The 6,825-nt window shown below is 42.6% G+C and carries 5 protein-coding genes; all 5 read left to right on the top strand.

Annotated features, from left to right (window positions below; translation table 11 throughout):
* Nucleotides 1-19 precede the first annotated feature (19 nt).
* The 5 genes from R7127_RS16570 to R7127_RS16590 all read left to right on the top strand — a co-directional run bounded on the left by R7127_RS16570 (nucleotide 20) and on the right by R7127_RS16590 (nucleotide 6,696).
* Nucleotides 20-952: a transporter substrate-binding domain-containing protein gene (locus tag R7127_RS16570; RefSeq protein ID WP_005375093.1), complete on the top strand. Its 933-nt coding sequence runs from the start codon at nucleotides 20-22 to the stop codon at nucleotides 950-952.
* The gene (locus R7127_RS16575; protein WP_262584381.1) at nucleotides 949-3,279 is read left to right on the top strand and encodes a putative bifunctional diguanylate cyclase/phosphodiesterase; all 2,331 of its coding nucleotides are present in this window, start codon (nucleotides 949-951) and stop codon (nucleotides 3,277-3,279) included. Before R7127_RS16570 ends, R7127_RS16575 begins: the two co-directional genes overlap by 4 nt.
* Nucleotides 3,280-3,491: 212 nt before the next feature.
* Nucleotides 3,492-4,685, top strand: coding sequence for a glycine C-acetyltransferase (locus R7127_RS16580; RefSeq protein WP_005375095.1), 1,194 nt, complete (start codon nucleotides 3,492-3,494; stop codon nucleotides 4,683-4,685).
* 44 nt (nucleotides 4,686-4,729) lie between these two features.
* Nucleotides 4,730-5,761 (top strand): L-threonine 3-dehydrogenase, encoded by a 1,032-nt coding sequence (gene tdh, locus R7127_RS16585; RefSeq protein ID WP_005383983.1) that lies wholly within the window; start codon nucleotides 4,730-4,732, stop codon nucleotides 5,759-5,761.
* A gap of 389 nt (nucleotides 5,762-6,150) precedes the next feature.
* Complete coding sequence (locus R7127_RS16590) at nucleotides 6,151-6,696, top strand: spore coat U domain-containing protein (RefSeq protein WP_021035866.1); 546 nt, start codon at nucleotides 6,151-6,153, stop codon at nucleotides 6,694-6,696.
* Nucleotides 6,697-6,825: the final 129 nt, after the last annotated feature.

The raw sequence follows: 6,825 nt of genomic DNA on the forward strand, positions 1-6,825 counted from the left end.
GAAAGGTAAGGATATTATTATGTCAGTCATAACATTCAAAAGAACTTTAGCGACGGTGGCGCTCATGGTTACCTCTGTTGCGTCGTCTGCCGCTTGGTCAGACGATTTACAACAAATCCGTGAACGCGGTGTACTGCGTCACATTGGTGTCCCGTACGCTAACTTTGTCTCCTATATTGAACAAGGTGAAGTGGAAACTTTGACTGGCTTGGATGTAGAGATAATAAAAGGTTTTGCAAAGTCGTTAGGTGTTCAGTACCAGTATGTTCCAGCACAGTGGAGCGACGTGGTTGGTAAGTTGACAGGGCAAAATGTGCAATATCACAACAAGCAGGCTGTTGTCGGAGAAAGTGTTCCAATTGAAGGCGATTTGATCGCAAATGGCGTTACTATTCTTGATTGGCGCTCTGAGGTTGTCGATTTTTCACAAGATTATTTTCCTTCAGGTGTATGGTTGGTTTCCAGATCCGACTCTAGTCTGAGCCCGATTAAACCAAGTGGGTCGGTCGATGAAGATGTTAAAAACGTCAAGCAGCTGATCGATGGTCGCGAAGTGTTAGCTTTAGAACATTCTTGCTTGGATCCTAACCTTTATGACTTATATGACACAGGTGCAAAAGTTATATTGCCTGATGGGGCGCGTCTCCTTAATGAGATGGTTCCAGCGATAATGAAAAATGATGCGGAAAGCACATTATTAGATGTTGCGGATACGCTAATTGCCCTCGAAAAATGGCCGGGTGAAATAAAAGTCATTGGCCCTATATCTGAAAATCAAAAAATGGCTGTTGCATTCCGTAAAAACTCCCCTGAATTACGCAAAGCATTTGATCGTTATTTAGACTCGATAAAAAAAGACGGTTCATACGAAAAACTAGTAAAAAAATACTATCCATCTATTTACTACTTTTATAACGATTACTTTATAGAAGATAAAAAGAAAGTCCGATGAATAAGGCCGTTAAAAAATTTTCCAGTAAAAGATTTATTACAATAAGCGCAATATTAGTTTCAATTTACCTAGCTATGCTTATTACTGTGACTAGCGTAGGTCAAAATAAATTAAAAGAATCTCAATACAGAGAACTAGATTTAAAAGTTAAAAGTTATGCAAGCACACTCGATAATTTATTTACCATAGCGAGTGAAGATGTTGATAATCTAGCTACAGATAAAACAATACAAACATTCTTTGGTAATTTAGCTTCTGGAATGTCAATGGAGTATGGGTTAGGTGCCAGTTTAATTAATTTAAAGCGTCGCTTCGATGAGAAGATAGACAGTAAGCTAATTAATAGCAGCCAAATCTATAAAAAGCTCACGCTGGTCGGCAGTGATGGAGTCACCATTGTCACCACAGGCTCCGAAAACCTTGCCGAGCATAAGATGGACATACAAACCTTAATGACTCAACACGGGCATCCCGAAGAGGTTTGTGCGACGCGATACAATGATGACGTTCGCATTCAAGTCATTAAGCAAGTTAAGTTCTCCGGAAAGCCTGTTGCCTTTTTAATTGCCGATCTTAATAAGAATATTGTTATTGACCAACTTACTAACCAAGAACACGAAGATAGTTATAGCCGAATGGTACTAAAAATAAAAGACGTGGAAATGGTTGTATGGGATACCATAAATAAAACACCTTCTCACAATAAGGATGAGAACTATTTCGTTTCTGAGGCTGTAGACGGAAAAATTTACTTTGAAGTTCCTGTGGATAAACATCACTTCAAATTGATGGCGTGGTTCGAGCCTTTGAGTGAACGAGATATATTTACATCACGGCTCTTTATTATTGGTTTGAGTATTCTGGCCGTTATGATCGTCATTGCTTTATGTTATGCATTCATCACGAACAATAATAGGATTGAATTGAAAATTAAGCTTGAGGAAGAAAAAAAGCGTAAAGATATTCTTTCTCAACAGAATAAAAAATTAACGAACGAAATTGAACGTCGAAAAGCGTCTGAAAAAGAACTCGCCTTCCAAGCTAAATATGACACATTAACCAATTTACCTAATCGTAGTTATGGTTCCGAGCGATTGGCTTTGGAGTTAATTAGGGCATCGCGTAGTGGGTCTAAAGTGTTGGTGATGTTCATCGACTTAGACCACTTTAAGCAGATTAACGATTCAATGGGGCACTTTGTTGGGGATGAAATCCTTAAACTCAGTGCTCAGCGACTGTATCAAGTCGCAAGAAAAACAGACTTATTGGCGAGAATTGGTGGGGATGAGTTTTTACTCGTCATCCCTGATTTGCCTGATAATGATACTGCAAAGCGAGTTGCTTCAAGTGTACTTTCGGCGTTTAACGATCCGTTTGTTTGGAACAACCATGAATTCTTCTTGAGTAGCAGCGTCGGAATGTCTGTGTTCCCGGATGACGGAGACAACGCTGAGCAGCTCCTTGCATGTGCTGATATGGCAATGTATCGGGCGAAACAAGATGGGCGTGATGGCTTTTGTTTTTATAACCATAATATGAACCAAGACTTGCAACGCTACTTAGATCTGGAAAATCGTCTGAGAAGTGCGATCTCCAATCAGTTGTTAGAGCTGTATTATCAGCCAATTATTGAGCTGAGTAGTGGTAAAATCGTAGGGGCAGAAGCGCTAATGCGTTGGAATGATGACAAGTACGGATTCGTAAACCCTGAAGAGTTTATCTCTATTGCAGAGAAAAATGGTTTAATTCATCAAATTGGTGAGTTTGCTATTCAACAAGCGTGTCGACAAGCGGCACAATGGCAGAGTCTGACTCCGTTGTTTGTTTCTGTAAACTTTTCTAGTGTTCAATTTAGGTACTGCGAGCGCTTACTTACGTTTATTAAACACAGCCTTGAGGAGTCTGGTCTTCCGTCAGATAAGTTCGATATTGAAGTGACAGAAAGTCTCCTCTTCGATCACGATTCTGAGCTATTAGACATGCTTAATAACTTACGAGCGTTAGGCACCAAACTTACTATTGATGATTTTGGTACTGGTTATTCTGCGCTGAGTTACTTGCAGAAGTTTCCGTTCGACCGCTTAAAGATTGATCGTAGCTTTATGCAAAATATGTTCGAGAACGACTCAGACCGCGAGCTTGTGAACGTAATCATAGCAATGGCGAAAGCGCTGGATCTTAAGATCGTCGCAGAAGGCATCGAAGAACAGCGTCATGTGGATTACCTGAAAAACCTAAACTGTGAGTTCGGACAAGGTTTCCACTATAGCCGACCATTACCTGCTAAGGACTTTGAAGCACTTTTGGCTAAGCCTACCTGGCTATAATTCCTTTTATAACAACCTCATAGAAAAGCATTAATCGAATTTGTGCCTAGGATTCATTAATGCTTTTCCACCTTAAGGTATAATCCTTCCTCCTTCCTTGAATTACACTACAATTAATTGATGAGTGATAGCCCGTGACGCCCGTCACATAAAGGCTAAGCCTAATTCTAAACGAGTAAATACTCGCCAAAATAACTAGGAAGGAATTTCAAATGTCTTCTGCATTCTACCAACAGATTCAGCAGCAAATCGAAGAAGTAAAGGCGGAAGGCCTTTACAAATCAGAGCGTGTCATTACGTCTCAACAGCAAGCGGCTGTTAAAATCTCTACTGGTGAAGAAGTACTAAACTTCTGTGCGAACAACTACCTTGGTCTTGCTAACCACCCGGCACTTATCGAAGCGGGTAAAGCAGGCATGGACGAGCACGGCTTTGGTATGGCTTCAGTACGTTTTATCTGTGGTACGCAAGACATCCACAAAGAGCTTGAGCAGAAGCTTTCTAAGTTCCTAGGTAAAGAAGATACGATTCTTTACACATCATGTTTCGACGCAAACGCGGGCCTATTTGAAACTATTCTAGGCAAAGAAGACGCAATCATCTCTGACGCTTTAAACCACGCGTCAATCATCGACGGTGTTCGTCTATGTAAAGCGATGCGTTTCCGCTACTCAAACAACAACATGGAAGAGCTAGAGCAACAACTGATCGCTGCGAAAGAAGCAGGTGCTCGCCACATTCTTATCGTAACGGACGGTGTGTTCTCAATGGACGGCGTAGTAGCAAACCTTCCGGCTATCTGTGACCTAGCAGAGAAGTACGGCGCATTGACGATGGTTGATGACTCTCACGCTGTTGGCTTCATGGGCAAAACAGGTGCAGGTACGCACGAGCACCACAACGTGGTTGACCGTATCGACATCATCACTGGTACGCTAGGCAAAGCAATGGGCGGCGCTTCAGGCGGTTACACATCTGGTAAAGCGGAAGTGATTGACTGGCTACGTCAGCGTTCTCGTCCATACCTATTCTCTAACTCTGTTGCACCAGCAATCGTAAGCGCTTCTATCCGCGTTCTAGATCTACTAGAAGAGAGCGGTGACCTACGTGATCGTCTATGGGAAAACGCAGCACACTTCCGTACTCGTATGGAAGACGCGGGTTTCACAATGGGTGGTGCTGACCACGCAATCATCCCAATCATGCTTGGCGACGCAAAAGTAGCAGCAGAATTTGCAGAGCGTGCGCTGGAGAAAGGCATCTACGTAATCGGCTTCTCATTCCCTGTAGTACCAAAAGGTCAAGCACGTATCCGTACTCAAATGTCTGCGGCGCACTCTCGCGAGCAACTAGACCGTGCAATCGACGCGTTCATCCAAGTTGGTAAGGACATGGGTCTTATTTAAGATTCTAGGCCTTAGACAATAGGGCCTTTAATTAAGGTTACATTATGAAAATTAAAGCATTATCAAAGCTAAAGCCTGAAGAAGGCATCTGGATGACTGAGGTTGATAAACCTGAAGTTGGCCATAACGACATTCTGATCAAAATTAAGAAAACCGCTATCTGTGGTACAGACGTACACATCTACAATTGGGACGAATGGTCACAAAAGACAATTCCAGTGCCTATGGTTGTCGGTCACGAATACGTGGGTGAAGTGGTTGCGATTGGTCAGGAAGTTCGTGGCTTTGAAATCGGTGACCGCGTATCTGGCGAAGGTCACATCACGTGTGGTCATTGTCGTAACTGTCGTGGCGGCCGTACTCACCTATGTCGTAACACGATTGGTGTGGGCGTTAACCGCGAAGGTGCATTCGCAGAATACCTAGTGATCCCAGCGTTCAACGCGTTCAAGATCCCTGAAGGCATCTCTGACGATCTAGCGTCTATCTTTGACCCGTTTGGTAACGCAGTACACACAGCACTTTCTTTCGACCTAGTAGGCGAAGACGTGCTTATCACAGGTGCTGGCCCAATCGGTATCATGGCAGCAGCGGTTGCTAAACACGTTGGTGCTCGCCACGTAGTGATCACAGACGTGAACGAATACCGTCTAGAACTTGCTCGTAAGATGGGTGTAACACGCGCAGTAAACGTGGCTGAAGAGAAGCTAGAAGACGTAATGGCTGAGCTAGGCATGACAGAAGGCTTCGACGTTGGTCTAGAAATGTCTGGTAACCCAGCAGCATTCAACTCAATGCTAACCACAATGAACCACGGTGGTCGCATTGCACTACTAGGTATTCCACCGTCAGACATGGGTATCGACTGGAACCAAGTTATCTTCAAAGGCTTGGTGATCAAAGGTATCTACGGTCGCGAAATGTTCGAAACTTGGTACAAGATGGCTTCACTGATCCAATCTGGTCTGGATCTATCGCCAATCATCACGCACCACTACAAGATTGATGACTTCCAAGAAGGCTTCGATGTAATGCGCAGCGGTATGTCAGGCAAAGTTATTCTTGATTGGGAATAACTTATTCAAGTAAGAAATGCGCTCCTTTTTGGGGCGCATTTTTGTTTCATGAAGATTTTTGTTTCGGGAAGAAATGGTCGCCAATCTTTTCTAAACTTCTCGTATCGTTCTGCTACTTTTTTTAGATTTTTTCCACTCAACTTCACCCTACCTTCTAACTCATTGTCGATTCTGTATTTGGAATAAGATAATAACCATTTGTTTTTAGCGGTTATTTTTTAGCATTACATGCTTAAAAATCGTCATTTTTAAGTTTAATGTTTTTATTTTCTGTTCGTCTTTATCCTTATCCTGCTTCTTTTTATTGTTTTACATTTTATATGCATTTGGTTTGTCATAATTGAGCTATAACTAATAAAAAGGTTACCGATATACAGTGGAATGTAAAAATGGAGCTTTATATGAAAAGATTTTATCTGATGATGCCTCTGCTCTTAACCTCATTTAGTTGGCAAGCGAATGGAGCGTCAGTGAGCGGTACGATTGATGTTTCAATTAACCTTGTACAAGGTTGTGTGATTAATGGAAATAATGCGGTAGATGCAGCTTCTGGCGTTGGCTTTGGCTCACTTGCCTTTGGAGACGTGCCTGCAATCTTCAGTGAACAAGATGGTGTGGTAAATGGTGGTAGTGCGACGGGTATTGAAGTGCTTTGTAGTAACGGTGTGACACCGACGTTTACATTGGGCACCGGATTGTATGATGCAAGTGCGACCGTTGGTACCTACGCGATGTCAAATGGCGCGCAATTTATTGATTATACGTTGTTTACCGATTCAGACCGAAGCACACAAATTATACAAGGCGGGACGGTAGCTCTGTCTGAATTTACTAGTGCAACATCGCAAACTATTGAGCTTTTTGCGAAAGCTTACGGTACGAGCAGCATTGCCGGCACATACTCCGATACCATCAGTGTGACGCTAAGCTGGTAAAACGTGACGCTGGTTGTTAGGGGCTTTTCACTTGTCGCGATGAGTTTGTGTTGGCTTTGTTGCGTAATTCAGACGAGAAACCAAACCTCCTAAAGTTGAGCGACTTTTATACAATATACTGAGTTTCAG

The organism is Vibrio sp. 1159 (assembly GCF_033340395.1).
GTDB classification, from domain to species: Bacteria; Pseudomonadota; Gammaproteobacteria; order Enterobacterales; family Vibrionaceae; genus Vibrio; species Vibrio alginolyticus.